Below are 25,965 nucleotides of genomic sequence, written 5' to 3'. Positions count from 1 at the left end.
CTCTCAATCGGTCCCAGATTCAGCCCTTTCCCTGGCAACCAGATTTCGTTGTTTTTCGTAGATTCGCTGGATTACCAGTAAACGATGCTCATTCAGGCTGAGATCACTGTCCTCATAAATCAGCCGGTTGGCAGCCTCGAAGGTATAGCGGCGAAGTTTCGCGTCCTTCACGGCATATTTCTGTGTATTGCGTATTTCTGCGTGAGCCATCAGTTCATTTACAAGGCCTATATCCAGGCCATATCCGCCGGTTTCAGGGTTGGGGCAGTAATTCACCAAATAAAATCCGTAGGCATGACGCAGACTTTTTGGAGAATACGAAGCCCCCTCGCCATGTGTCCGCTCTACTGCTTCTTGGAATGATCGATAAATCGAACTGTAATGACACAGCCATAGGGGTTTTGACCATTGGCCGGCAGTTTCTGCACAGAATATGAAGTCGTGATCCTCTGTGTAGGGAATACGATCCCAGTACTCTTCGAGATACTCGAAAAACATTCGCTCGTAAGGAGCGAGTAAAAAGGTCTCTCGTGTCTGCCTCCCCTTGTAAGACAACTGGTAGCGCTGCTCCTCTGTAAGATGGAGCCCCCCGTCATCGTCTCCCAGCACGTCAGAGTGGTTGGTGAGGTAGACTTTGTAGCCTGCGAAATCGATGTCACGCCTGCGGACCTGGAGAACTTCACTGATCCGCCCTCCCGAGGCGGCCGCCAATGAATAGATGCACCTGTTCCTGAGGCTACTGGCATTCCTGATCAGAGGAGCAATCTGCGCCAGGGGAAAGGCCTGGGTTTCTTCATACCGATCCCGCGGGGGCACCGATATTGCGGGGAACCAACTCGCACGCGCGTACCTGGGGCCGTTTTTGACTACAGCAGCGTACATGTCATGCTGAACCATGGCACGGCGCTCTCGGAGCGGAATCTTGCGCCGCGCACCCATACCGGGAAACAAGCTTCTGCTGGAGACGCTCACCTCCGGATCAATCAGGCCAGCCTCCTCCATATAGCGCATACGCTGCCTGAGATCCTCTGACACCAACAGGAAGCACTTGAGTGCATCGTGATACCCCTGCGAAGAAGAAGCGCTGAGGGCCTTCCTGGGCAGCGTCTCAGCAACTCGCCTGGCGATGCTATTGCCCGAATTTTCGCCCCGTTGAAGATAGGGGTCCCATGCCTTGATGATCTCGCGCAGTTCCCATTCGGTTGGGTGCTCGCCCGCATACAGATCGGTCGCCTCGAACAGAAAATCTAGAAAGTGTCCCAGACGGAACATGTAGTTGCCGATGGTGTGGCTGCTCTTGCCCTGATCAATGATCATGACCCTGCAAAAGTGGCGAGCCTCGTGCAATTCCCTTCCATCTGGGCCGAGCAACGTATATCCCTTTTTGCCATCAAAATAGGCGGGAACCCGACAAATATTCTTGTACACCGCGCTTCCAGTATGCACCTATCATTAATGAAGATTAATAATATGCACTAATATGCGACATTTGAAGTAATAAAATAGGGATTATGAGAAACGAGTGGAAAACGAGAGCTTCGAAGATTTTTTATCTTATTGATTTTAATTAGAAATATGCCGACCGCGAGACTCGAACTCGCACACCCGAAGGCACCAGAACCTAAATCTGGCGTGTCTACCAATTCCACCAGGTCGGCACAGAAACACAAATCATATTATGCGACAGAGATCCTATCAATATAAGAACCCCCACGCATTGCTGCACTAGAACCTAAATCTAGCGTGTCTACCAATTCCACCACTTCCGCGCGTAAGCCCCTCTGCCCCGGGTGTAGGGCCAATACCTAGAATCCGCTGCAGCTTTCTGCACCTAACTAATTGATTATTAGGAAAGAAAAACGCCGCAGGGGCGGTAATTGGAGGTCTCGCAAGGGCGCAGATTCTGCCACAAAGACAGCACCGGTTCAACCGCTCATCAACGCGGTAGTGCCTGCAAGAGAATCAGGGGGCCCACCTGGGGCGAAAGCCGCCGCCCGGCAGGCAATAGAAAAGCCTCCTCGGGGCCGAAAGTCATGCCGTCGACCGCCAACCTGCCCTCGACAACCATGACCAGGCTATAGCGTGCCTGCGCCGGAAGATCGCACTGTGCACCAGTCTCGACCCGCACACGCCGCACCTCAAAGTCAGCGAAGTCGACAATGCGCTCTATCTCAACACCTGCTGGAGACGCCAGAACCTCGAATATGCCCTGCTCCGGCGGCTGCAGACACATGACATCCAATGCCTCCGAGGTATCCCAATGATCCTGGGTTAACACGCGCTGGGCGAAGGAGAGGATCTTGCGCTCATAGACGGGGGTCTGAAACTCGATGGTGCGCACACCGTGCTGCAGCGAATGAGGCATACGCAGCGGAATCACCACCACATCCCCGGTGCGCAACGGCCGCAAGTGGGTAAAGGCATCCATATCGGCGCGCAGTCGCGCCTCACTCTGGTGCAATTCCAGGCTGTCAGCTCCCGCATCAATTTGACGACGCACAGCCTCATAGCGCTGAACCGCGTCAAGATACTCGCGCCGAAAGGCCGCCTCATTGCCCGCTGCGGCAATTTTCTCTGCAGCGAAGCCGTAGCGAATCGCGCCGACGCCGTCCGGCCAGGCCTCGCGGTCCACATGTGTCACCACGTAGACCTCGCGCTTTTCTTCATGCATCTCGAAGTAGAGATCCCCTACCACCTCTTGTGCGGACGGGTCGAGAATCTTCAGCAATACCAGTGGCTCACCTGGCGCGCCGCAGCCATCGGGCATCACCGCCTGCAGCCATGGAATAGGCACCTGCCGACCGGCGCTACCAAAGGCACACACGCCGCGCTCCTCAACACCGGTAAACCAGATCTCCTGCCCCCAGGGCTTGGGGATACAAGTCGGCAGTAGCGGCAGTACGCTGCCGGCAGTTGCCACGTAAAGGTCGTGCTCCTCACCCCATGCGGTCAGTTGTGCCTCCGCACTCGATTCGGTCGCGCGCAAATCGGCGTCGGTGACCGCACCCAGCAGCACCTCGTTATCAATGCGATAAATGGCGGTTAGCGCCACAGACTGAGTGCCCTCAAGCCACCAGCTGATAAACTCAAAATCAACCAGCAGCAGGCGACCGCCCGTTTCGCCCTCACGCCAGGCCGCAAGCGCCTTGGCGGGATCGCCGGTGCGATAATCGATGAAGTGCCTGTCGATAACCGAGTGCCCCAAAATCAGCTCCATTTCAAACCTCGAAGTATAGCCCCGTCGCGGCCTTTAAGAACGTCGCAGCACGCGCAGGCTGGCCGCGAAACGCGAGTTTATATACCTGAATATAATTTAATCAGCTTTACTTATTACGAAATATGTTAAAAAACCGCCACGCAAGCTGTGGAAAATTACCAGAATTGAGCGATACTAAGAGTGTGACTACCTATCCCCTAGTTTAGTCGGGTGGTCGCGGGAGCATACCTAATGCTCTTTTAGGGAAGCAATTCCTTTATGTTTCACTCCTAATGGTCTTGTTGGGCTCCAGTTCGGAGCCCAATTTTTTATCTATTAATCAACGAAAACAAGAGTTTATATGAATACCTTGATGTGATTTGTTTAATAAATCACATCGTGTGGGTCGGGCGCTCCGAGTCCAGAGCGCCGGCGAGGTGGTTTTCAATTTTGGCATTGGCCGCGGCATCCTGCTCGCTGAACTGCACACCGATACCGGCCGTGCGGTTACCCTGGGCGCCGCGGGGCGTCACCCAGACGACCTTGCCCGCGATGGGAATCTTCTCGGGCTCATCCATCAGCGTCAGCAGCATAAACACTTCATCGCCAATGGAGTAAGGCTTATTGGTGGGCACAAACAGACCGCCGTTTTCCAGAAAAGGCATGTAGGCTGAATAGAGAACTGCCTTGTCCTTAATCGTCAACGACAGAATGCCGTTGCGACTGTTTTGTCTTCCGTCCATGCTCGAAAACCCTGTAGTTATGCGCCGATAGTACCATCGGCCCGGGCCAGCCCCAATAACTGATCGACTTTTCCGACCATTACTTCCGCGAGTAACTGGGGGTTCGGATTAGCGCCCCCCTCTACCGACATCCGCAATCGGCCCAACTCATCAAGTAAAAGGAACGCTTCGCGACTCACGGGACTGGTCAGCGCCTGCCCATTGAGCCGGCGAATGAAGCCCTGGGTCGCGGCCAGTAGATGCTCAATCATCTCTGGTGCGCTGGTCCCCGCCAACAGCCCAGTGGCTTCAGCGGCGCTCACCTTACCCTGGAACAGGCTGCGGCAGGTCAGCCTGGCCACGTGCTGGTCCTTGTCGTCAGGGTTGCGACACATCGCTTCCGCCAGCAGCGGCTTGCCGTCGGCGAGCTCGAGCAGATCGCTACTCGACTGCCGATCGCCCGTTAACTGATCCAGCCACGCAAGCGACTGTTCGGCAGTCGGGCTGGCGAGCTTTAGCATCTGACAGCGCGAGCGGATCGTCGCGGGCACCCCATGCGGCCTGCTGCAAACCAGAATCAAGTGGGTGCCTGCAGAGGGCTCCTCCAGGGATTTGAGCAGCGCGTTGGCCGCCGCCACATTCATGGCTTCAGCGGGCTCGAAGATAATCACCTTGTGAGCGCCAAAATTCGCGGTCTGCTGGGCGAGATCCACCGCCTGGCGGACCTGGTCAATCTTGATGACACGGCTGCCCTCTTCCGGTGCCAACCACATAAAGTCACCGTGAGTGCCACTCGCGCTCAGCTGACAACCGTGGCAGGTGCCGCAGTTGAGTCCTCCGGAAGGTGAGTGACACAAGAGCAGACGGGCCAGTGCCAGCGCCAGGCGGTCGGCACCTGAATAGTCCAGCCCGACTAGCATCAGCGCGTGCGGCAGGCGCTGGTCGCCCAGTTGCTGATGGAGCCTTGTCCAGGCGTCCGCATGCCAGGGCAGTGGCGGAGAAATCTCCGGCAATCGGGTTAAATCCATCACCGATGTCGTGCCCCCCAACAAGCGAGCAATTCGGCACACACCTGCTCCAGCTGCTGCTCAACCTCATTCAGTGGTCGCGCTGCATCCACCAGGTGGTAACGGCCGCTACTCTCGCGCGCCAGCTGTAGATAGGTATTGCGTACCCGCTGGAAAAACTCGGCTTGTTCCTGCTCGAACCGGTCCAATTCTCCCCGGGCACTGGCTCGGGACATGCCCACTTCTACGGGGCAGTCCAGTAACAGCGTGTAGTCCGGCCGGAGATCGCCCTGAACCAATTGCTCGAGCTGCCGAATGGTTGCCATCGATAAGCCGCGACCACCACCCTGGTAGGCGTAGGTGGCATCGGTGAAACGGTCGCACAGCACCCATTGCCCTCTGGCAAGTGCCGGCTCGACAAGCTGGGCCAGGTGTTGTGCCCGCGCGGCAAAGACCAGTAACAGCTCGGCGTTGTCGGCCATGCTGTCCTCGCGCGGCTTGAGGAGTAGTTCGCGAATGTCTTCGCCGAGCGCTGTACCTCCGGGCTCGCGAGTAACCACGAGATCGACGCCCGCCTTAATAAGATGCTCCTGGAGAAACTGCATGTTGGTGGATTTGCCGACCCCCTCGCCGCCTTCCACAGTGATAAATAGACCTCTGGGTTCCATCAATGTCAGCGTTTCTCCGGGCTCGACCTGTAATCTGATCTACGATTCAGCTGGTATTTACGCACGGCCTGCTCGTGCTCGGCAAGCGTCTCACTGAAATAGTGGCTGCCGTCGCCGCGGGCCACGAAATAAAATGATTTGCCGGGCTTAGGATGCAGCGCAGCATGAATCGCCTCGCGGCCGGGCAATGCGATCGGCGTGGGCGGCAAACCCTTTTGACGATAAGTGTTGTAGGGATTGCTGTCGTCGCGCAAATGCACGCGCCGCAAATTGCCCTGGTAACTGCTGCCCAGACCGTAAATCACGGTGGGGTCGGTTTGCAGGCGCATATTCTTGTTCAGGCGACGCACAAACACACCGGCAATTTCGCCGCGCTCATGGGCGACACCGGTTTCTCGCTCGACGATGGAGGCCATGATCAGTGCCTCGTAGGCGCTCGCATAGGGCAGGTTTTCCTCACGCTCAGCCCACTCCTGGGCCAGTATCTCCTGCATGGCACGATAGGCCCGCTGCAGGATATCCCAGTCGCTATCTCCCTTCTCGTAGCGATAGCTGTCCGGGAAGAACAGCCCTTCACTACCGGGATAGTCGGCGGTCAGCGTCGCAATTCTAGCGTCGACAGGGCCATCCAGACGATGTTGCAGGTTGTCCTGGGCAGCGAGAATGTCCAGTGCCTTCGCCAAGGTAATGCCCTCAGGCAGGGTGACCTGGTAGCTGATGACCTTGCCGCGGACCAGCAGCGCGAGCAATGCCTCCGGCGTGGTACCCGCAGGCACAAGATACTCGCCGCGCTTAATGCGCTGGTCCTGACCGGTATAGCGGCCATACACACGCAGCAGCCGGGGGTGAGCGTAAACACCGTCGCGCTCGAGATTTACCGCCAATGATTTGAGGGTCTGGCCCGAAGCGACGGTCAGGGGCAGCCCCTCGTCGGGAATGGCCAGCGGCGTGTCCCAGGCAAGTTTGATCTGCCAGCCGGCGCCAGCGGCGATCGCCAGCAGCACAAGCGCCAGCAACAGCAAACGTTTCAGCAAGTGATCAACTCCCAGTAGCGCTGGTGCAGCGCCTCACATACGGGAAAGTGCGTGAACGCCCTGCCGCCGAGTTCGCCAACACTTTGCAGGCCGCGCAGGCTGTTGCAGTAGAAAATTTCGTCCGCTCGCTCCAGGTCTGCCGGGCTAAGGTGAGTCTCTTCACAGTGCAGCGCCAGTGCAGGCGCCAGACGCTCCATCACAAAGCGCCGACGGGTACCGGCGACGCCGCAGGTCTCCAGCGCCGGTGTGCGCAGCCGGTCGCCTTCAACAATAAACAGGTTGCCGGCACTCACCGAGCTGACATCACCCTTCTGATCAAGCACCACTACCTCGTCAAGCCCGCGGCGCTGCGCCTCGCCGGCGGCGAGCACCTGCTCAAGCCGATTGGCATGTTTGAGTCCAGCCAGCAAGGGCTGCGCAGACCAGCGAATGTCCGCCCATCCCACCTTGGCTGGCGATCCGGGCTCACGCCGATCCTGCTGCAACGGCGCAGCACTGATAACCACCCGCGGCGCAGCTTGGGCTGGCGGTGCATAACCCCGCGGCGCAGTGCCGCGAGTTATCGTCAGCCGCAATGCCGCCCAGGGCAGTTCATGCAGCGCATCGCAGGCCAGCGACAGGCACTGCCTAGCGTGTTTGAGTGTATTGTCGGGAAATTGTAGCGTGAGAAGGCCCGCTTCAAGCCGCTGCCAGTGATAGTCCACCAGTAGCGGCTCGCCCTGCTTTAGCAGCAGAGTCTCAAACAGGCCATCGCCGAAATCCAGGCCCCGGTCGGGCAGCGGCAGCGCTGTCGCGGCAACACCGTCTAGCCAGATCCTTGGGGTCGTCACCACCGCAGCGAAGGTCAGTCAGGACGACTGAACAGCAGCGTGCCGTTGGTACCGCCGAATCCAAACGAGTTGGACAGAACGCTGTGAATCTCGCGTTCCTGGGGTGTGTGTGGCACGTAGTTCAGGTTGGCCCCTTCATCGGGGTTATCGAGATTAATCGTCGGCGGGCAAATCTGGTCGCGGATCGCCAGGACCGAGAAGATAGCTTCTACCGCTCCGGCGGCGCCAAGCAGGTGGCCGATCATCGACTTGGTCGAACTTACCGCCACCTGTGCAGCAGCGCTGCCCAGTACCGTTTCTACGGCCTTGCTCTCGGCGACGTCGCCAGCAGGTGTAGAGGTACCGTGTGCGTTGACGTAGTTGATTTTTTCTGCCGCAATACCCGCGTCACGCAAGGCATTGGCCATGGACGCTGCGGCGCCGCGGCCGTCTTCGGGAGGCAGGGTCATGTGATAGGCATCGCCACTCATACCAAAACCGTTCAGCTCCGCATAGATATGGGCGCCGCGCGCCTTGGCTGACTCATACTCCTCGAGCATGATGACACCGGCACCATCGCCGAGCACAAAACCATCGCGATCACGGTCCCAGGGGCGAGACGCTGCAGTGGGGTCGTCGTTGCGTGTAGACAGCGCACGTGCCGCGGCAAAGCCGCCCAAGCCCACCGGGGTGGTTGCCATTTCAGCGCCGCCAACCAGCATGGCATCCGCGTCGCCCTGTGCAATCATGCGCGCACCCAGGCCGATGTTATGCGTTCCTGTGGTACAGGCAGTCACCACGGCCAGGTTGGGGCCCTGCATGTTGTATTTAACGGACAGGTTGCCCGAGATCATATTGATAATGGATCCGGGCACGAAGAATGGAGATATGCGGCGCGGGCCCGTACTGTTGACGATTTCAGAGTTCTTCTCGATCTGGCCTATGCCGCCGATACCGGAACCAATGGCACAGCCAACCCGCGGCGCGTTTTCGTCAGTGACCTCAAAGCCGGAATCTTCAAACGCCTGGATACCGGCAGCCATACCGTACTGGACAAAGGTATCCATCTTACGCGCGTCCTTCGCTGCCAGATAAGGCGAAATATCGAAGTCGCGAACACTGCAGCTGAACTGGGTGCTGTAAGCGGAGACATCAAAAGTCTCAATGGGGGCTGCGCCACTCTTGCCGGCGAGTATATTTTCCCATGTCTCAGCGACGGTGTGCCCAATTGGACTCACCATACCCAGGCCTGTTACCGCCACGCGTCTGCCGTTCAAGGTCGTCTCTCCTCTCAACAAATTTCAGGGAAGCATAAAGAAGAAAAGCCGCTCTATACCAATAGAAACGGCTTCTCGGGAACTGTGGAATGTATCAGGCGAGGTTTTCGTTGATGTAATCGATCGCCAGTTTCACAGTGGTAATTTTTTCGGCTTCCTCGTCGGGAATTTCAGTTTCGAATTCCTCTTCCAGCGCCATCACCAGTTCGACGGTGTCCAGCGAGTCCGCGCCCAGATCTTCTACAAATGAAGCCTCAGTTTGGACTTCTTCTTCTTTCACGCCAAGTTGCTCTGCAACGATCTTCTTAACGCGTTCTTCGATGCTGCTCATGATTATTTGTCACTCCTGAGATTAGTGCTGTACAAACCTTATAACGGTCTAAGCGCGCATTTTACTCTGTTTTGTCCAAGAGTTATAAACTTTTTTTTACGCTCAAACCCAAAGGGTAATTAATTTAATTTTTTCATAGGCTTAGCCCATATACATGCCGCCATTTATATGGATGGTTTCACCCGTAATATAGCCTGCTGCATCGCTGCACAGGAAGCCGACGAGAGCGGCAATTTCATCGGGCTCACCGAGTCGCCCCAGGGGAATCTGGCCGAGCATCAGATCGCGCTGATCGTCGCTCAACTCGCGGGTCATATCGGTGTCGATAAAGCCCGGGGCAATCGCATTGACAGTCACTGACCGCGATCCGAGTTCGCGCGCCAGTGCACGGGAGAAACCCTCTGCGCCCGCCTTGGTAGCGGCATAGTTGCTCTGACCGATATTGCCCATAGAACCTACCACGGACGTGATATTGACGATGCGCCCCCAGCGCGCCTTGGTCATACCCCGAAGACAGGCCTTGCTGACACGATAAAGTGCGTTGAGGTTGGTATCAATCACGTCGCCCCACTCGTCAGCTTTCATCCGCATGAGGATGTTGTCACGCGTAATACCGGCGTTGTTTACCAGCACGGTGGGGGCGCCAAACTGATCGGCAATACTCTTGAGAACCGTGGCAACGCTCTCGTCATCGGCGACATTCAAGGCCATGCCGCAACCGCTGTTACCGGCCTCGCCAAGATAAGCACTAATCCGCTCGGCACCACTGTCAGTGGTGGCGGTGCCGACAACCGTAAAGCCATCCGCGGCCAGGCGTTCAGCAATAGCGCGACCAATGCCACGGCTGGCGCCAGTGACGAGGGCAACTTTGCGCTCTTCAGACATCCCTAATTCTCCTTATGCGAGTTCAGCCAGCGTGCTGGCCAGTGAATCCGGTTCCTCGAGTGAGAAACTGGTCAATGTTTTATCGATACGCCGATTCAGCCCGCTGAGCACCTTGCCCGGACCACATTCAACTACGCGCTCCACGCCCGCCTCGACCATGGCCTGCACGCAGCGTGTCCACTGTACGGGGCTGTAGATCTGCTCGACCAGCAATGCGCGAATCTTCTCCGGATCTGACTCGGTTTGGGCGTGCACGTTATGCACAACCGGCACCTTCGGGGCAGCAATCGTGATTTCAGCAAGGGCCTCGGCCAGTCGCTCGCCGGCCGGCTTCATCAGTTCGGTGTGGAAAGGCGCGCTTACCGGCAGCGGCATGGCGCGCTTGGCTCCCGCCTCCTTCAGTTTCGCGATTGCCGCGTCGACCGCCGCGGTATGGCCTGCAATCACCACCTGGCCCGGCGAATTGAAGTTTACCGCAGCGACTACGCCGTCAACGGCGTCGCAGGCGTCATTGATGACCGCATCATCAACACCAATAATGGCAGCCATGGCACCCTCACCCACCGGCACTGCGGTCTGCATGAACTGACCACGTTGACGCACCAGGCGCACCGCGTCAGCGAAGCCCAGGGAACCTGCAGCAACAAGAGCGGAGAATTCTCCCAGACTGTGGCCCGCCATCAGCGCCGGTCGAGCTCCTCCCTCGGCCTGCCATGCCCGCCAGAGTGCAATACTGGAGGTCAGCAAGACCGGCTGCGTGGTTTCGGTAAGATTCAGTGCATCCTGCTCGCCATTCTGGATCAGGTCCCACATATGGTAGCCCAGTGCCTCTGCCGCCTCGGCAAAAGTGTTACGTACGGCTTCATACTGCTCGTAGGCTGCAGCGAGCATGCCTACTTTCTGGGAGCCCTGGCCGGGAAATACGAACGCAATATTGGATTCAGACATTAACTCTTTCCTGGTTACTTATATTTGTCCTGCAGACATGCGCAGCGCCACATGAACAGCATGTTCGGTACGGTCATTTTTACAGGGAACAGAAATGTTGACAGCGCTGCCTTTCGGGAGCGCTGTCTGGGTAGCGGAGCGCGAAGCGCCGCGAGATGAGGTCACGGTTTCTGGAACCGCGGGGGACAAAGCCTGAAGCCGGTCCCGGGTGACTTAGTCGTCGGAACCGGTGTCTACGACTTTCTTGCCACGGTAGAAACCGTCGGCGCTCACATGGTGGCGACGGTGGGTTTCGCCTGAAGTCTGGTCTACGGACAGAGTAGAGCCGGACAGGGCATCGTGGGAACGACGCATGCCGCGACGAGAGCGGGTTTTCTTGTTCTGCTGAACAGCCATGATAATCTCCTGGTCATTAATCGTCCGACTTCAACTGGGCGAGGACATCGAAGGGGTTGGGGCGCGCAGGCGCTTGCTCCTCTTCATCTCCCTGCCCCGTGTACTCGGACAGTATCTCTTTGCAATCTTCAGTATCGTGGTAGCTGTAGGGAGGCAGGGCCAGCATCAGCTCATCCTCCACCAGTTCCCACAAGTTACACCCCTCGTCCTCGGGTACGATCAGTGGATCCAGGTGACGCGGGAGGTGCTTGGCCTGTTCATCGGTCCAAACAATACCCAACTGGTTCTCAGCCTCAACCCCGGTTTGCATGGGGCTGAGACAGCGCTGGCAGATAACGGTCACTTCGGCCGCTATTTTAACCTGCACCACCGGGCGGTTTTCCTCGTCACGAGAAAACGCCAAATCTGCCCGAATTTCCCCGCTTTCGTCGGCTAAAAGTGCCTTAAAACGCGGTAAATTCAGGGGTTTCAGCGTACCACTGATACTCACACCGCGCGCGGATGCTTTGCGCACATCCAGCGCATTGGGGAGGGGCTCAGTCAACATAGGCGCGCATCATAGTGATGAGGACCCCCTTTGTCAAAGAAAATTCCTATAGAATACAGTTAGTTCTGACACTTATTCACAGCGCTGGATGACCCGGATATGCACCTGATTCTCGCCTCCACCTCACCTTACCGTCGCACACTGCTCGAACGGCTACAAATTCCGTTTCTGTGTGAGGCCCCGGACGTGGACGAAACACCCCTCCTCGACGAGCATCCAGCCGCCCTCGCCCAGCGTCTCTCCCTGGCCAAGGCGAGCTCTGTGGCCACATTAAACCCCACCGCACTGGTCATCGGCTCAGACCAGGTCGCGTCTATCGACGGCAATTGTATCGGCAAGCCGGGCAACTTCGAGAATGCGGCGACCCAGTTGCGGGCCAGTTCGGGGCGAAGGGTCGACTTCTATACGGGTATTGCACTGGTGGGCCGGGATGCGGGCATAGAGCGGGTCCATATGGAACGCTTCAGCGTGCAGTTCCGGGAGCTATCGGATGCTGAGATCACCCGCTACCTGGAGAAAGAACAACCATATGACTGCGCGGGCAGCTTCAAGTGTGAGGGCCTGGGTGTGGCCCTATTTGAGCGAATGATCGGGGATGATCCTACCTCACTGGAAGGGTTGCCGTTGATTGTGCTGTGTGGGCTGCTGCGGGATGCAGGTGTGACGTTACTGTAGGTATCTTTCTGGCTAGCCGCCCCTCCGATAGATGAGAGCCCTTTCCTCCCGGCCGCATATTTTGCTCCAGAGGCTGCGGCCATGGGGCAACTCGGAGTAGGATTGCTGACGCAATCCTCAAGCACTCCTCAAACACTTCCCATGGAAAGCCCTCCGCCTCTTTCACAAAATATAAACGCGACCTGAAGGGTCGGAAAGCCCTCTCACCCACCGGAGGTGCTTATCCCTTTCCGCCTAGCCAGACACTAAAACGTCGAAACCAACCAAGATCATTTTCAGTGATGATACCCACCATAGTATTTGGGTAGCTTGAATTTTGGCCGGTGAGAACGGACAATGTGCGCCGCAAAATCAGCCTACCCTTATCCATAGTGAGGACCATCCCAGATGAAAACACCTGTTCGTGTCACAGTTACCGGTGCCGCAGGCCAGATCGGCTACGCCCTGCTCTTCCGCATCGCTTCCGGCGCTATGCTCGGCGATGACCAGCCCGTCATCCTGCAGCTGCTGGATATTACCCCCGCCATGGAAGCGCTCGAGGGCGTTAAGATGGAGCTCGAGGATTGCGCGTTCCCGCTGCTGACTGACATCGTCTGCACCGATGACCCCAATGTAGGCTTTAAAGACACCGACTACGCTCTGCTGGTTGGCGCCCGCCCCCGTGGCCCCGGCATGGAGCGCAAGGACCTGCTGGAAGCCAACGCTGCGATCTTCTCCGTCCAGGGTAAGGCAATTAACGACAACGCCAGCAAGGACATCAAGGTTCTGGTAGTCGGCAACCCCGCCAACACCAACGCCCTGATCGCCCAGCGCAACGCGCCAGACATCGATCCGCGTAACTTTACCGCGATGACTCGCCTGGACCACAACCGCGCCATGACCCAGATCGCCCAGAAAACCGGCAAAACCGTCAATGACGTGAAGAACATGACCATCTGGGGCAACCACTCCGCTACCCAGTATCCCGACCTGTTCAACTGCAAAGTCGACGGCGAGACTGCGATCAACCTGGTCGACCAGGAATGGTACGAAGGTGAATTCATCCCTGTTGTTCAGCAGCGTGGCGCGGCCATCATCAAGGCGCGTGGTGCTTCCTCTGCAGCGTCTGCTGCAAACGCCGCCATCGACCACATGCGCTCCTGGGCGCTGGGCACCGAAGGCGACGACTGGGTATCCATGGGCGTTTACTCCGATGGTTCCTACGGCATTGCCGAAGGCCTGATCTACTCCTTCCCTTGCCGCTGCGCCAATGGCGACTGGAGCATTGTTCAGGGCGTTGGAGTTGGCGAATTCAGCCAGGCCAAGATGTCTGCCACTGAGCAGGAACTGAGCGAAGAGCGCGACGCGGTTCAGCACCTGCTGCCGTAATTCGTCCTCGATTCAGAAGAAGGCGCACTATTGTGGTGCGCCTTTTTTTTACCTCTAGAAACCCCACTAAAGCGCAAGTGCGAATCCGGCTTGCACGAATGTTAACGATGCTGATTTAATGAAGGCATGACTGAAGTAGCTACAAGCAAGACCTATCACCACGGCAATTTACGCGCAGAACTGCTCGACACCGCTGTAGAACAATTGAAGCACACCGGCGCAGAGGATTTGAGCCTGCGCGCCCTAGCCCGCGCTATTGGGGTTTCCCAGACTGCACCCTATCGCCACTTCGCCGACAAGAGCGAACTGCTGGCGGCAATGGCGACGCGGGGATACCGGGAGCTGATCAAGAGTCTACGCGAGGCCCGCGACGGCTCCGGCGAAGCAGCGGACGAACAAATGCTCGCTGTCGCACACGCATATGTGAATTACGCGGCGGACAACCCGCAACTGTTCAAACTGATGTTTGGCCCGGCGGTACAACCGGCGGCGCGCTACCCCGAGTTGCGAGAAGCCAGCCGCGAGACACTGCTGCTGGTGCAGGCGACCATTCAGCGCGGGATTGATCAGGGGATTTTCCGCAGTCACGAGGACCTCGCGTACCTGGCTAATGCCGGCTGGTCCGGCATCTACGGGCTGGCAACCCTGCGCATCGACGCGCCCGAACTGTTCGAGCGGCACATTGACCTGTCGCGTCAGATTGAACTGGGCACGCGCATTTTTCTCAGCGGCATCAGCGTCGAAAACGACTGAATCAGAGCTCTCGCAGTACCGCCACTGGCGGATGCGAGACTACCCGCCGACAACTCCATACGCCCAGCCCGGCAATCAGCAGGATTCCACCGGCGATGCCCAGCGGCCACAGCCAGGGCGACGGCACGTATCGCATATCCATCACCCAGAACTGGAGAATCGCGACGGACATCTCCGCGGCGATCACCGCTAGCAGTCCGGCAAACAGCCCCAGTGCGGCAAACTCGATCCACAAGCCGCCGAGAATAAGCCGTCGGCTGGCACCCAGCGCACGAAGAATAGAGCTCTCGTGCATGCGCGCATCGACACTGGCCTGAACACCTGCCACCAGCACTAGAGAGCCCGTGGCCAGAATCACCAGCAATACCAGTTCGATAGCTGCAGATACCTGATTAATGATGCTGCGAATCTGGTCGATCACCATGTCCATTTCGATAACGGTGACCGTGGGAAATTCGCGAATGAAACCGTTCAGGAACAACTTATTGTCCGCCGACAGATGAAAGCTGGTCATGAAGGTCGCCGGATAATTGGCCAGCAGCTTGGGTGGGAAGATCAAATAGAAGTTAGGCCGCATGGACTGCCAATCAAGCTCGCGAACAGAGCTCACCCTGGCCGTCAAAGGCTGTGAGCCCACTAACAGTGACAGCTCGTCACCAATACTCAGGCCGTAGCGCTCGGCAAATTCCGCTTCGACGGACACCAACGGTTCTTCGGTGCCCGACTCCCACCACTGGCCTTCCAGTAGCTGGTTGTCAGGCGGCAGTGACTCCGACCAGGTAAAGTTAGCCTCGCGCTGATGACGTTCATGACCAGCGGCTTCAGCTTCCTCCCAGGTGGGCAGCGCTTCATCATTCACAGCCATCAGGCGGCCGCGAATCATGGCATATAGGGCTTCGCTGTGAATATCAGCCTGACGCAGCGACTGGTCGACGGCCTGCACATCCTCCGGCCCGATATTGATCATGAAGTGATTGGGGGCATCCTCGGGCAATTGCATCTGCCATTCGTCTACCAGTGAGGTCCGCACCAGCACCAGTATCAGCAGCAACATGATCGCCATGGCAAAGATCACCACCTGCAATGCATTCGCAGTGCCCCGGCGCTGCAGGCCCGCCAGCGCCAGTCGCCAGATACTGCCCGCGCTCATCCCTAATTGGCGACCGCCGCGCAGTAAGGTCAATGCCAATACCATACCGAGGGCCACGGTGATGGCAAGACCAGCCAGCACCGCGAGGGTCAATTTCCAGTCGCCGCTATACCAGAACATGAGCAGACTGATTGCAGTAAGGCCCAGCAGGTAGTCGCCAAAGGTGCGACCGCTGTGCAGGGGCACGTCCTTGCGCAGTACCCGCAGCGGGCTGGCCTGACCAAGGCGGCGCAGCGGTGGCCAGGCAAAGCTCAACAGGCAGGTGAGCGAAGTGGCCGCACCAATCAGATAGGGCCTGGGGCCGCTGGGGGCTGGCTGGACAGGCAACTGATCGGCGAACAGGGTAAAGAACAGTGATTGGATAGACCACCCAAGTAGACAGCCCAGTAACGTCGCGACGCCGCCCAGTAAGAGTAGGCTTCTGCCATATAAACCATTGACCACCTTAGAGGTGGCACCCAGGCTTTTCATGACCGCCACGTAGTCATTGTGCCGCTCGCTAAACCGCCTCGCGGCCAGCGCGATCGCCACCCCTGCCAGCACCACACCCAGGCTTCCCGCCAGCAGCAGGAAGCTCTCGGCTCTGGCCAGTGCCTCGCCGACACCTGGCTGCCCTTCACTCACGTCAATCAGGCGCTGGCCGGGCTCCAGTTGGGGCTCCAGCCATTCCTTGAACTGCAACAATGCGTCGGCGTCACCGGCGTACAACTGCCGAAAACTGACCCGACTGCCGGGCTGAATCACACCGGTGGCATCGATGTCGCTGTAGTGCATCATCAGGCGTGGGCCATAGCCGTACATACCCACCGCCTGGTCGGGCTCGCTGCGCACTGCCCCGCTGACGGTCAGCGTCGCATCACCCACATCCACACTTTCTCCTAGGGCAACATCCAGCAGCGGAAACAGGCGCGAATCCAGCCAGACCTGCCCCGGCCCCGGTCCCTGGCTACGCGGCACCACCTCGGCAAACGCTGTCTCGCTGAAGCCAAGCTCGCCTCGCAGTGGATAGGCGTCGCTGACTGCTTTCACCGAGGCGAGCTGCATCGCCTCGTCGCCGGCGTACACCATTGAAGGAAAAGTCAACACGGTTGCTATCTCGAGGTCCCGCTGTTGCGCCTCATCCAGCCACGGGGCAGGTAATTCTCGACCACTGCGGGCGACGAGATCGGCAGCGAGAAAGCGATGGCTCTCAGTCTCCAGTGCGTTTTGCAGCCGTGTGGTGAATGCGCTGATCCCGGATACAACCCCAACGGCCAACACCAGTGCCAACACCAATACACCCAGTTCGCCGCCGCGCCAGTCTCTGGCCAACATGCGGGTTGCGGTGACTGACATATCAGCCTTCCTCGACCAGGGCACCGGCTTCGATCAGCAAGCGGCGCTCACAACGCTGGGCAAGACTCAGATCGTGGGTCACCAACACCAGCGTCGTGCCCTCCTGGGCATTGAGTTCAAACAACAGCTCCACCACATGGGCGCCGGTGGTAGTGTCGAGATTACCGGTAGGTTCGTCGGCGAAAAGCACTGCGGGGCGACTGGCGAAGGCTCTGGCAATGGCCACTCGCTGCTGCTCGCCCCCAGACATCTGCCGGGGATAGTGGGTCATACGCTCGGCAAGACCGACGCGAGTGAGGAATTCTTCTGCCTCCTGTTGAGGGCGATCATGGCCGGCGAGTTCCAGCGGCAACATGACGTTCTCCAACGCGGTGAGCGCTGGCAACAATTGAAACGACTGGAAGACAAAGCCCACTTCCCGGCCGCGCAGCAATGCTCTGCCGTCTTCATCCAGATCGCTTAAGGACGCCCCTGCCAGCTCTACGCGGCCGCCGGTGGCTTCGTCCAGCCCGGCCAGCAGCCCCAGCAATGTGGATTTACCCGAGCCGGATGCGCCGACAATGGCCACACTCTCGCCCGACTTGATTTCCAACGTAATCCCTTTCAGTATCTCTAGCTCGCTCCCGGCCACGGGGACTGATTTCTGGAGATTTTCGGCCTTTATCATGCAGCGTTTCCTTTACCGCCTGTTACGCGTATTCACAGTCGTTGGATTGCTTCTGGCGTCCGCGACGACACCTGCCCAGTCCTCCGGCACGACGTTGCTGGTGCTCGGCGATAGTATCAGTGCCGCCTATGGCATGTCTTTACAAGAGGGTTGGGTTGCCTTGCTGGCACGACACATAGCTGAGGAACGTCCCGGCACTGAGGTCGTCAATGCCAGTATCAGCGGCGAAACCACCGGCGGTGCACTGCGTCGCCTTCCCGTATTACTGGAGCAACACAAGCCGGATCTGGTCGTCATCGAGCTCGGGGGTAACGATGGCCTGCGCGGATTTCCGCTCAATGACTTCCGCGACAACCTGACCCAGCTGGCCACGCTCTCCCAGGACGCAGGTGCGAAGGTGTTGTTCCTGCCGATGCGGATTCCCCCAAATTACGGCTCGCGCTACACCCAGGGGTTCTACGACAGCTATGCCAGAGTGGCCGAAGCCAGCGGCAGCGCAATCGGTGCATTCATTCTCGAAGCGGTGGCGATCGACCCACAACTGATGCAGGAAGACGGTATTCACCCCAAGGCCGAGGCACAGCAGACCATGCTCGACACCGTATACCCTGACATCCGTGGGGCACTGCCATGAGCGCCCCCGACAATCACTGGGAACAAATGCTGGCGGATGACCGCGCCCACATTTGGCACCCCTATGCACAGGCCTCTGACCCCGGCTTTATTACACCCGTCGTAGGCGCCAACGGCGTGCGCCTGCAACTCGCCGACGGCCGTGAACTCATCGACGGCATGGCCTCCTGGTGGTGCGCCATTCACGGTTACAACCACCCGGTCATGAATCGTGCTGTCCAGCAGCAACTGGAGACAATGTCGCACGTAATGTTCGGTGGCCTCACCCATCCGCCAGCCATCAAACTCGCTGCCATCCTGGTCGACCTGACACCCGAAGGCCTGAATCGCGTGTTTTTCAGTGACTCAGGTTCCGTGTCGGTAGAAGTCGCCATGAAAATGGCCATTCAATATTGGCAGGCCATCGGCAAGCCCGGCAAACAAAAAATGGTGGCACTGCGCAGCGGCTATCACGGCGACACTCTGGCTACCATGTCGGTTTGCGACCCGGTCACGGGAATGCACCATCTTTTCGGCGATGTGGTTCTGAAACAGTTCTTCGCGCCGGCCCCGGACTGTGCTTTCGACGGCCCCTGCCCCGAAAGCGACATGGAAGAGATCAGCGACATTCTGGCCCGGCACCACGAGGAGATCGCCGCCGTTATCGTCGAACCCGTAGTGCAGGGGGCCGGCGGCATGCGCTTCTACTCGCCGGACTATCTGCGCAAACTGCGCGCTCTGTGCGATGCCTTTGACGTATTGCTGATATTCGATGAAATTGCCACCGGCTTTGGCCGCACCGGCAAGCTGTTTGCACTGGAGCATGCAGGCGTAGAGCCGGATCTGCTGTGCCTCGGAAAATCACTCACCGGCGGCTATATGACGCTGGCGGCGACAATCGCCAATGATCGCATCGCAGAGGGTATCGACGGCGGTGACGCCGGCGCGTTTATGCACGGGCCGACCTTTATGGGCAACCCCCTGGCTTGTGCGTCAGCGATCGCCAGTATCGAGCTGCTGCTCTCTCAGCCCTGGCAGCGGACCGTGGCGCGACTGCAAACCGAATTGGAACAGGGCCTGGCCCCCGCCCGCGACTTCGAACAAGTCGCGGATGTCCGCACCCTCGGCGCGATCGGGGTAATTGAACTCAAGGAGGCGGTCAACATGCGTGAGGTACAGCCGATGTTTGTTGAGCAGGGCATCTGGATTCGCCCGTTCGGCAAGCTGGTCTATACCATGCCACCCTTCATTATGAACTCCGAGGACACCGCCAGCGTCACTGCGGGCATGCTCGAGGTCGTCGCCAGGCTCTAAAGCGCCAGCGAGACCTCGCCGACCATATAGGTAGTCGCCTCGCCGGTCATAAACACGCGATCTCCCTGCAAGGTGCAATCGAGCCTGCCTCCCCGTTCGGAAATCTGCCGGGCACTCATTCGCGCCTGACCCAGCCGGCTCGACCAATAAGGCACCAGTGCGCAGTGTGCCGACCCTGTCACCGGATCTTCATTGATACCCACGTGCGGGCCGAAGAAGCGAGATACGAAATCACACTCATCGCCCGGTGCCGTGGCAATCACATTGAACGCAGAGGCGGCTACCAGCGCAGCAAAGTCTGGTGCTAGCCTGGCGACATCCGCTTCAAACTCAAACACATACAATTTTTTGCAAGTGCCCTCTACCTGCCAGACCTCACTCGCCATGCCGCCCAGCGCATCGCATACTGCCACATCAACCGCATCGGGCGTCAGTGTGTAGGCAGGGAAATCCAGCGAGTAGCTGCCATGCGAATGGGTCACGCTCAGGTTGCCGCTGCGCGTGGCAAACACCAGCTCAGGCTGCTGTGCGCCCATATGCTGGACCAGAGCATGCGCACTGGCGAGCGTTGCATGCCCACAGAGATCCACCTCGATAGACGGCGTAAACCAACGCAGCTCCCAGGCATTATCCGCAGCGACCAGAAAAGCGGTCTCCGAGAGATTGTTCTCGGCCGCAAGCGCCTGCAACTGACGATCTTCGAGCCAGTGCGCCAGCGGCATAACTGCGGCCGGATTGCCGCCGAATACCGACGAGGTAAAAGCATCTACCTGATAGATGGGGATATTCACGTTTTGCGTCCATAGCTTTGTTATCTTCGGGGTGTTAAATATAGAGATAGCCGCGAGCCTGGGAAAAGTAAAAAATCACACTATGGCAGTACGCGAACAAACAGCGCGCCAGAAGCAGGTCTACGATGTCATTTTTGGCACGGAGACCCCTGCCGGTAAAACCTTCGATATCGTATTAATCGTCCTCATACTGGCCAGCGTGGCGGTGGTGCTGCTCGACTCTATTCCGGAGTACCACGCTGACTATGGCCACCTGTTTCTCAGGGCAGAATGGGGTTTTACGCTGTTTTTCACCATCGAGTACATTTTGCGCCTGTGGTGTTCGCCCAATCGCAGCGCCTACGCACGCAGTGTTTACGGCATCGTCGATCTGCTCGCTGTCGCCCCCACTTATCTGTCGCTGATCCTGCCCCAGGCAGCACCACTGCTGATTATCCGCCTGTTGCGGATTTTGCGGATTTTTCGGGTACTGCGCCTGCTCTCGCTGCTGCGCGAGGCCAATGAACTCGCTGGCGCCCTGCGTCGCAGTGCGCGCAAGGTGTTCGTTTTTTTCACCTTGATGATCATTCTCGCCACTATCTTCGGCTGCCTAATGTATGTCATTGAAGGCAGCGAACACGGTTTTCACAGCATCCCTCACAGCATTTACTGGGCGATTGTGACCATTACCACCGTTGGCTATGGCGACGTGGTACCGCTCACCTCTGCCGGACGGTTTATCGCATCCATCGGCATGTTGATCGGCTACGCGGTCATCGCTGTGCCCACCGGCATAGTCACCGCTGAACTCACCCTGGCCCAGGCCCTGAAGAACGAACGCATTACCCGCCGCTCACGCAATTGTTCCACATGTGCCAGTGTTGAAACTGATCCCCATGCGCACTACTGTAGGAACTGTGGCAGCGAGCTACCCGCGCCGGGGCACAAGCCCGACAACTAACTATGCTAATAACAATTATCGCTGTATCTAACGAGGTATTAAAATGACTGTGTTCAAACCCGCTGTACTCTCTACCGCTGTGGCTTCAGCTACGCTGCTGTTATTGCCCGGCCTGGCCCAGGCCCAGGGCCAGCTGGAAGAAGTGATCGTTACCGCCCAGAAGCGTGAGCAGAGCATGCAGGACGTCCCTGTTGCCGTAACCGCATTTTCTGCCCAGCAACTGGAGAAGTCCGGCGTCAAGGACATGTTCGACCTGCAGGTCAACGCACCGAGCCTGCGCGTTGGTGCCAGCCAGACATCCACGACCACCACCTTTGCGATTCGCGGCGTATTTACCAGCAGCCAGAACTTCGGTCTGGAACCCTCAGTGGGGCTGTATGTCGACGGTGTTTACCGAGCGCGTCAGGGTTCCATGATTAACAACCTGGTGGATATTTCCAGCATCGAGGTCCTGCGCGGCCCCCAGGGCACGCTGTTTGGCCGTAATACCCCGGCCGGCGCGATCACCATGTCGACAGCCATGCCCGATTTCGAGGGCACCGGCTTCATTGAAGGCACCGTTGGCGACTACGACCTGTATGGTTTGAGTGGCGCCAAGTCCTTCACCGCCATTGAAGATGTGTTGGCCTTCCGGGTGACCGGCTTTGGTATGCAGCGCGACGGTTACATCGACATCGTCGACGGCGGCGATGACGTGATTAACGATCGCGACCGCTGGGGCGCGCGTCTTCAGGCCCTTTACCTGCCAACAGATTCTGTCACCGTGCGGGTAATCGCCGATTACTCGGAAGTCGACGAAACCTGCTGTGCAACCGGTTCTTTCAAGAATAACTTTGTCGCACAGGACCTGCCCCCGGGCTCGGCACCGGTCTTCGGTACCGACACCAATATCGTCAATATCGGCGGCACCGTTATCGACCAGGATGACTTCTACGATCGCGAAGTCGCTGTGGCTCGCCCCCCGGTCTCACAGAACGAAGACAGCGGCTTATCCGTGCAGATTGACTGGGAAACAGATTCCTTCACCCTGACCAGCATTACCGCGTATCGCGAGCACGATTCCTTTGACGATGCCGATATTGCATTTACTTCTGTCGATGGCGCCTATCGCATCAACGACGCTGAGCAGAACCAGTTCACCCAGGAACTGCGCATTGCCAATGAGTCTGACAGATTCAGTTACGTCGCCGGCCTCTACTACTATGAACAGGAGCTGGACAACAGCCGCCAGACAATCGTGGGTAACGATCTGAGCGGCATCATCGGCCTGTCGCCGAATGCCTTTATCGGTGGCGACGGATCCTTCGACGTAAACACCCAGGATCACACCAGCTACGCGGCCTTCGGTCAGGTCGACTACAACATTACCGATGACCTGATCCTGACCGCCGGCCTTCGCTGGACCTACGAAGACAAGGACCTGGAGAACATCTACACCGACGATGCGCCTCCCTCCCTGGACTTTTCCCAGGACAACTGGGGTTTTTACTTCTTCGCCCCGCTGACACCTCAGGATGACCTCAGCGAGAGCTTTGACGACGACCGCATAACCGGCGCCCTCAAAATCAGCTGGTTTATGAATGACGACGTCATGCTGTATGCCTCCTACGGCACCGGCTACAAGTCGGGCGGGGTCAACGCCGACCGGATTGAAGAGCAGTTCAACCCGCTCTTCGATGCCGAGGAATCTGAATCCTACGAAGTCGGCATGAAAGCTGACTTCCCGGAACAGGCCATGCGTCTGAACCTGGCCATCCACCGCACCGACACGGACGACCTGCAGACCAGCTCGTTCCAGGGTGGCGGTTTCTTCCTGTCAAATGCCGGGGTCGCAGAAACCTACGGCCTCGAGGCTGACCTCTACTGGGCGCCGACAGACAGCACTACGCTGACCCTGGGTTATGCCTACAATCACGGTGAATACAGCGACTTTGAAAATGGCCCCTGCTGGACGGGTACCCCGTGGCATACCGGAGAGGCCCCTCCCGGGCTGAACGAAGATGGCAGCTGTGATATCTCTGGCGGCGATCTGTCCGGTAACGCAGAGAATGTAGTGGTACTCACCGCCAACCAGGATTTCACGCTCAGCGACACCATGACGGGCTTCATCTACGGCGAATACTCCTGGGTCGACGATCGCATGACCGACGTGAACAATGACCCGGTGAAGTACGATGGTGACTACAACCTCATCAACGTACGGGCTGGACTGCGCTATGAACCATGGGATGCCTACGTCACCTTGTGGGGTCGTAACCTGACCGATGAGGAATACACAGGGACGATTGCAGACGCCCCCGCCCAGACCGGTCGCTTCATTGCCTACTACGAAGAACCCCGCACCTGGGGTCTCACCTTACTCAAGGATTTCTGACCCCAGGTTCTGCTATAATGCGCGCCCCATAACCCCCGGTGGCGCGCATGTCCAAACCCATCCACTCATATCGCAAGTACTGGGCCGAATGTTTCGGCCCAGCCCCCGAGCTGCCCATGACCCGGGCAGAGATGGACGCGCTCGGCTGGGATTCCTGCGACATCATCCTGGTCACGGGCGACGCCTATGTTGACCACCCTTCTTTCGGCATGGCCGTCATTGGTCGTACCCTGGAAGCGCAGGGCTTCCGGGTAGGCATTATCGCCCAGCCAGACTGGACCAGTGCCGATGAGTTCAAGCGCCTGGGTAAGCCCAACCTGTTCTTCGGCGTAGCTGCGGGCAACATGGACTCGATGATTAACCGCTATACAGCGGACCGCAAGCGGCGCAATGACGATGCCTACACCCCGAACAACGAGGGCGGAAAGCGGCCTGACCGCGCTGTGGTTGTCTATAGCCAACGCGTGCGTGAAGCGTACAAAGATGTACCGCTCATTATTGGCAGCATCGAAGCCAGCCTGCGCCGGATAGCCCATTACGACTACTGGAGTGACAAGGTCCGTCGCTCAATCCTGCTCGACAGCCGCGCCGACCTGCTGCTGTACGGCAACGCAGAGCGGGCCATCCTCGCCATCGCCCATCGACTGGCCGATGGCGAAGATGTGCACAATATCCGCGACATTCGCGGTACGGGCTTTGTCCGCAAACGCGTACCGGAAGGCTGGCGCGTCATCGACTCCAGCTCAATCGACCCGATCGGTGCAGTTGAGCCAAAGATAAACCCCTACGACACCCCGCAGGGCCCTGAGTGTGAGCCGGATGAAATCGCGGTCCAGCAGGGCGAAGATGTGGTGCGAATTCTCGACCGCGTCGACGACGATCGGCCTGGCGTAATACGCATTCCCTCTTATGAACAGGTCAAAGACGACAGCGTGCTCTACGCCCACGCATCGCGCGTGCTCCACAAGGAGACCAACCCGCACAATGCGCGACCGCTGGTGCAAGCGCACGGCGACCGCGAAGTGTGGCTGAACTCACCGCCTATCCCCCTGGAGACCGACGAGCTGGACTGGGTGTTCGAGCTGCCTTATACCCGGCTCCCCCACACCAGCTACGGCGATGCACGTATTCCCGCTTATGAGATGATCCGGCACTCGGTAAACATCATGCGAGGCTGCTTTGGCGGTTGCACCTTCTGCTCAATCACCGAGCACGAAGGACGCATTATCCAGAACCGCTCGCAAGATTCGATACTGCGCGAGATTGAAGCGATTCGCGATNCCTCGCCGGCTTTTACCGGCGTCATCTCCGATCTCGGCGGCCCCACCGCCAATATGTGGCGACTAGCCTGCAAGAGCCGGGAGATTGAGGCCAAGTGTCGGAAGCTCAGCTGCGTGTTCCCGGGAATTTGCAAAAACCTCGACACCAACCAGAAACCACTGGTAGAGCTCTACCGCAAGGCGCGGGAGTTGCCCGGCGTGAAGAAAGTACTCATCGCGTCGGGACTACGCTATGACATCGCCGTGGAAACCCCTGAATACGTCGAGGAGCTGGTCACCCACCACGTCGGCGGGTACCTGAAGATTGCGCCTGAGCACACCGAAGATGCGCCGCTGGGCAAAATGATGAAGCCTGGCATTGGTACCTATGACCGGTTCAAGGCCATGTTTGAGAAATACTCCAAGGCTGCGGGTAAAGAACAGTATCTCATCCCCTACTTCATTGCCGCTCACCCCGGCACTTCTGATCGGGACATGATGAACCTCGCCTTATGGCTGAAGCGCAATAAGTATCGCGCCGACCAGGTGCAGACCTTCTACCCGTCGCCAATGGCCAGCGCCACGGCCATGTACTACAGCGGCAAGAACCCGCTACAGCGCATTACCCGTGACAGCGACACCATGCCTACGGTGCGCGGCCTGAGCCAGCGGCGTCTGCACAAGGCGTTTCTGCGCTACCACGACCCGGAGAACTGGCCACTATTGCGCAAGGCACTCAAAAAGCTTGGGCGAACGGATCTAATCGGCAATGGCAAAATGCACCTGGTGCCGCCACGCCAACCCGGGCGTCGTCACGCTGTGGTTGAGCCCGGCAGCAAGACCTTTGCCACCCAGCATAACGGCCTGCCCCGCACCCCGAAGCGCAAACCCGGCCGCCGGCGCTGAC

24 protein-coding genes and 1 tRNA gene are annotated in these 25,965 nt (G+C 58.3%); 8 read left to right on the top strand and 17 right to left on the bottom strand.

Going from position 1 to position 25,965, the window contains the following annotated elements:
• Window positions 1–3: 3 nt before the first annotated feature.
• The 14 genes from A3709_RS15670 to A3709_RS15605 form a co-directional block, all read right to left on the bottom strand.
• Complete coding sequence (locus A3709_RS15670; protein WP_066056597.1) at window positions 4–1,428, bottom strand: site-specific integrase; 1,425 nt, start codon at window positions 1,426–1,428, stop codon at window positions 4–6.
• 148 nt (window positions 1,429–1,576) lie between these two features.
• Window positions 1,577–1,658 (bottom strand) — tRNA-Leu (locus A3709_RS15665).
• Window positions 1,659–1,936: 278 nt separating this feature from the next.
• The gene (locus tag A3709_RS15660; RefSeq protein WP_066056594.1) at window positions 1,937–3,217 is read right to left on the bottom strand and encodes a hypothetical protein; all 1,281 of its coding nucleotides are present in this window, start codon (window positions 3,215–3,217) and stop codon (window positions 1,937–1,939) included.
• Between the two features lie 371 nt (window positions 3,218–3,588).
• A complete protein-coding gene (locus tag A3709_RS15655; protein ID WP_066056591.1) occupies window positions 3,589–3,939 on the bottom strand; it encodes a PilZ domain-containing protein in 351 nt (116 codons plus the stop codon).
• A 17-nt stretch (window positions 3,940–3,956) separates the two neighbouring features.
• Complete coding sequence (locus tag A3709_RS15650; protein ID WP_066056588.1) at window positions 3,957–4,946, bottom strand: hypothetical protein; 990 nt, start codon at window positions 4,944–4,946, stop codon at window positions 3,957–3,959.
• Window positions 4,946–5,593, bottom strand: coding sequence for a dTMP kinase (gene tmk / locus A3709_RS15645; protein WP_066056585.1), 648 nt, complete (start codon window positions 5,591–5,593; stop codon window positions 4,946–4,948). The genes A3709_RS15650 and tmk overlap by 1 nt, the downstream gene beginning before the upstream one ends.
• Before the next feature lie 5 nt (window positions 5,594–5,598).
• Window positions 5,599–6,627: an endolytic transglycosylase MltG gene (gene mltG / locus A3709_RS15640; protein WP_066056582.1), complete on the bottom strand. Its 1,029-nt coding sequence runs from the start codon at window positions 6,625–6,627 to the stop codon at window positions 5,599–5,601.
• Window positions 6,621–7,457, bottom strand: a complete 837-nt coding sequence (gene pabC / locus A3709_RS15635; RefSeq protein ID WP_197484236.1) for an aminodeoxychorismate lyase — start codon at window positions 7,455–7,457, stop codon at window positions 6,621–6,623. The genes mltG and pabC overlap by 7 nt, the downstream gene beginning before the upstream one ends.
• A 14-nt stretch (window positions 7,458–7,471) precedes the next feature.
• On the bottom strand, window positions 7,472–8,713 hold the full coding sequence (gene fabF, locus A3709_RS15630) for a beta-ketoacyl-ACP synthase II (RefSeq protein WP_066056580.1): 1,242 nt from the start codon (window positions 8,711–8,713) through the stop codon (window positions 7,472–7,474).
• A gap of 94 nt (window positions 8,714–8,807) precedes the next feature.
• Window positions 8,808–9,044 (bottom strand): acyl carrier protein, encoded by a 237-nt coding sequence (gene acpP / locus A3709_RS15625; protein WP_066056577.1) that lies wholly within the window; start codon window positions 9,042–9,044, stop codon window positions 8,808–8,810.
• Window positions 9,045–9,185: 141 nt separating this feature from the next.
• Window positions 9,186–9,929 carry a 3-oxoacyl-ACP reductase FabG gene (gene fabG, locus A3709_RS15620; RefSeq protein ID WP_066056574.1) on the bottom strand — a complete coding sequence of 248 codons (744 nt, stop codon included), beginning with the start codon at window positions 9,927–9,929 and terminating at the stop codon, window positions 9,186–9,188.
• Window positions 9,930–9,941: 12 nt separating this feature from the next.
• Window positions 9,942–10,877: an ACP S-malonyltransferase gene (gene fabD, locus A3709_RS15615; RefSeq protein ID WP_066056570.1), complete on the bottom strand. Its 936-nt coding sequence runs from the start codon at window positions 10,875–10,877 to the stop codon at window positions 9,942–9,944.
• Between the two features lie 213 nt (window positions 10,878–11,090).
• Entirely contained in the window at window positions 11,091–11,273 is a 183-nt protein-coding gene (gene rpmF, locus A3709_RS15610; protein WP_066056566.1) for a 50S ribosomal protein L32, read from the bottom strand.
• 16 nt (window positions 11,274–11,289) lie between these two features.
• On the bottom strand, window positions 11,290–11,820 hold the full coding sequence (locus tag A3709_RS15605) for a YceD family protein (protein ID WP_066056564.1): 531 nt from the start codon (window positions 11,818–11,820) through the stop codon (window positions 11,290–11,292).
• Window positions 11,821–11,919: 99 nt separating this feature from the next.
• Here A3709_RS15605 and A3709_RS15600 point away from each other — a divergent pair, with 99 nt between their 5' ends.
• From A3709_RS15600 to A3709_RS15590, 3 genes are all read left to right on the top strand, one after another.
• On the top strand, window positions 11,920–12,495 hold the full coding sequence (locus tag A3709_RS15600) for a nucleoside triphosphate pyrophosphatase (RefSeq protein ID WP_066056561.1): 576 nt from the start codon (window positions 11,920–11,922) through the stop codon (window positions 12,493–12,495).
• Between the two features lie 387 nt (window positions 12,496–12,882).
• Window positions 12,883–13,863 (top strand): malate dehydrogenase, encoded by a 981-nt coding sequence (locus tag A3709_RS15595; protein ID WP_066056558.1) that lies wholly within the window; start codon window positions 12,883–12,885, stop codon window positions 13,861–13,863.
• Between the two features lie 126 nt (window positions 13,864–13,989).
• Window positions 13,990–14,616 carry a TetR/AcrR family transcriptional regulator gene (locus tag A3709_RS15590; RefSeq protein ID WP_066056555.1) on the top strand — a complete coding sequence of 209 codons (627 nt, stop codon included), beginning with the start codon at window positions 13,990–13,992 and terminating at the stop codon, window positions 14,614–14,616.
• Window position 14,617: 1 nt separating this feature from the next.
• On the opposite strand, the gene A3709_RS15585 is transcribed toward A3709_RS15590, so the two are convergent.
• Entirely contained in the window at window positions 14,618–17,101 is a 2,484-nt protein-coding gene (locus A3709_RS15585; RefSeq protein ID WP_231871210.1) for an ABC transporter permease, read from the bottom strand.
• Between the two features lies 1 nt (window position 17,102).
• Complete coding sequence (locus A3709_RS15580) at window positions 17,103–17,768, bottom strand: ABC transporter ATP-binding protein (RefSeq protein ID WP_066056552.1); 666 nt, start codon at window positions 17,766–17,768, stop codon at window positions 17,103–17,105.
• On the opposite strand from A3709_RS15580, the gene A3709_RS15575 reads away from it, so the two are divergent.
• On the top strand, window positions 17,767–18,402 hold the full coding sequence (locus A3709_RS15575; RefSeq protein ID WP_066056549.1) for an arylesterase: 636 nt from the start codon (window positions 17,767–17,769) through the stop codon (window positions 18,400–18,402). The genes A3709_RS15580 and A3709_RS15575 overlap by 2 nt on opposite strands.
• Window positions 18,399–19,694, top strand: a complete 1,296-nt coding sequence (gene bioA / locus A3709_RS15570) for an adenosylmethionine--8-amino-7-oxononanoate transaminase (RefSeq protein WP_066056545.1) — start codon at window positions 18,399–18,401, stop codon at window positions 19,692–19,694. The genes A3709_RS15575 and bioA overlap by 4 nt, the downstream gene beginning before the upstream one ends.
• On the opposite strand, the gene A3709_RS15565 is transcribed toward bioA, so the two are convergent.
• The gene (locus tag A3709_RS15565) at window positions 19,691–20,485 is read right to left on the bottom strand and encodes a PhzF family phenazine biosynthesis protein (protein WP_066056542.1); all 795 of its coding nucleotides are present in this window, start codon (window positions 20,483–20,485) and stop codon (window positions 19,691–19,693) included. The two genes, bioA and A3709_RS15565, sit on opposite strands and share 4 nt — an antisense overlap.
• Window positions 20,486–20,567: 82 nt before the next feature.
• Between A3709_RS15565 and A3709_RS15560 the strand changes: the two genes are divergently transcribed.
• The 3 genes from A3709_RS15560 to A3709_RS15550 are packed head-to-tail and all read left to right on the top strand — an operon-like array spanning window position 20,568 to window position 25,964.
• Window positions 20,568–21,425 (top strand): ion transporter, encoded by an 858-nt coding sequence (locus tag A3709_RS15560; protein ID WP_066056539.1) that lies wholly within the window; start codon window positions 20,568–20,570, stop codon window positions 21,423–21,425.
• A 43-nt stretch (window positions 21,426–21,468) separates the two neighbouring features.
• Entirely contained in the window at window positions 21,469–23,799 is a 2,331-nt protein-coding gene (locus A3709_RS15555; protein WP_066056536.1) for a TonB-dependent receptor, read from the top strand.
• A 47-nt stretch (window positions 23,800–23,846) separates the two neighbouring features.
• Window positions 23,847–25,964 (top strand): YgiQ family radical SAM protein, encoded by a 2,118-nt coding sequence (locus A3709_RS15550; RefSeq protein ID WP_066056533.1) that lies wholly within the window; start codon window positions 23,847–23,849, stop codon window positions 25,962–25,964.
• The last annotated feature ends 1 nt before the right edge of the window (window position 25,965 follow it).

Origin of the sequence: Halioglobus sp. HI00S01 (assembly GCF_001635445.1) — a bacterium.
GTDB classification, from domain to species: Bacteria; Pseudomonadota; Gammaproteobacteria; order Pseudomonadales; family Halieaceae; genus Halioglobus; species Halioglobus japonicus.
This window is presented reverse-complemented; position numbering and strand designations above follow the sequence as displayed.

Coding starts and splice junctions, on each gene's coding strand:
- A3709_RS15660 (WP_066056594.1), bottom strand. CDS start 3,217: ATGGAGCTGATTTTGGGGCACTCGGTTATCGACAGGCACTTCATCGAT.
- A3709_RS15655 (WP_066056591.1), bottom strand. CDS start 3,939: ATGGACGGAAGACAAAACAGTCGCAACGGCATTCTGTCGTTGACGATT.
- A3709_RS15650 (WP_066056588.1), bottom strand. CDS start 4,946: ATGGATTTAACCCGATTGCCGGAGATTTCTCCGCCACTGCCCTGGCAT.
- tmk (WP_066056585.1), bottom strand. CDS start 5,593: ATGGAACCCAGAGGTCTATTTATCACTGTGGAAGGCGGCGAGGGGGTC.
- acpP (WP_066056577.1), bottom strand. CDS start 9,044: ATGAGCAGCATCGAAGAACGCGTTAAGAAGATCGTTGCAGAGCAACTT.
- fabG (WP_066056574.1), bottom strand. CDS start 9,929: ATGTCTGAAGAGCGCAAAGTTGCCCTCGTCACTGGCGCCAGCCGTGGC.
- fabD (WP_066056570.1), bottom strand. CDS start 10,877: ATGTCTGAATCCAATATTGCGTTCGTATTTCCCGGCCAGGGCTCCCAG.
- rpmF (WP_066056566.1), bottom strand. CDS start 11,273: ATGGCTGTTCAGCAGAACAAGAAAACCCGCTCTCGTCGCGGCATGCGT.
- A3709_RS15605 (WP_066056564.1), bottom strand. CDS start 11,820: ATGTTGACTGAGCCCCTCCCCAATGCGCTGGATGTGCGCAAAGCATCC.
- A3709_RS15600 (WP_066056561.1), top strand. CDS start 11,920: ATGCACCTGATTCTCGCCTCCACCTCACCTTACCGTCGCACACTGCTC.
- A3709_RS15595 (WP_066056558.1), top strand. CDS start 12,883: ATGAAAACACCTGTTCGTGTCACAGTTACCGGTGCCGCAGGCCAGATC.
- A3709_RS15590 (WP_066056555.1), top strand. CDS start 13,990: ATGACTGAAGTAGCTACAAGCAAGACCTATCACCACGGCAATTTACGC.
- A3709_RS15585 (WP_231871210.1), bottom strand. CDS start 17,101: ATGTCAGTCACCGCAACCCGCATGTTGGCCAGAGACTGGCGCGGCGGC.
- A3709_RS15575 (WP_066056549.1), top strand. CDS start 17,767: ATGCAGCGTTTCCTTTACCGCCTGTTACGCGTATTCACAGTCGTTGGA.
- A3709_RS15580 (WP_066056552.1), bottom strand. CDS start 17,768: ATGATAAAGGCCGAAAATCTCCAGAAATCAGTCCCCGTGGCCGGGAGC.
- bioA (WP_066056545.1), top strand. CDS start 18,399: ATGAGCGCCCCCGACAATCACTGGGAACAAATGCTGGCGGATGACCGC.
- A3709_RS15560 (WP_066056539.1), top strand. CDS start 20,568: ATGGCAGTACGCGAACAAACAGCGCGCCAGAAGCAGGTCTACGATGTC.
- A3709_RS15555 (WP_066056536.1), top strand. CDS start 21,469: ATGACTGTGTTCAAACCCGCTGTACTCTCTACCGCTGTGGCTTCAGCT.